General features: G+C 56.1%; 1 protein-coding gene. It reads left to right on the top strand.

Translation table 11 applies throughout. From position 1 onward, the window contains the following. Positions 1–123: 123 nt before the first annotated feature. Positions 124–230 (top strand): hypothetical protein (locus KVT28_RS28070; protein ID WP_254633686.1); only part of this gene is annotated, 107 nt, incomplete at its 3' end.

The raw sequence follows: 230 nt of genomic DNA, 5'->3' as shown, positions 1-230 counted from the left end.
CACCTCGTGCTGTGAGCCGACGCCACTGCGTCGCCCTTGGCCGCGTTACCCTGCGGAATGACCTCGAAACGATTTATTCGCAGCGCGCTGCCCGCGTGTTGCCCTGGAAGAAGAATTCACTCAATGTCTAATGCCTCCTTTTTAGAAGAAGTGGCGCGCCGCCGTATCTTTGCGATCATCTCGCATCCGGACGCCGGTAAAACCACAATCACCGAAAAAGTGCTGCTGTT

The organism is Pantoea sp. GbtcB22, from assembly GCF_019091025.1.
GTDB classification, from domain to species: Bacteria; Pseudomonadota; Gammaproteobacteria; order Enterobacterales; family Enterobacteriaceae; genus Pantoea; species Pantoea leporis.
This window is presented reverse-complemented; position numbering and strand designations above follow the sequence as displayed.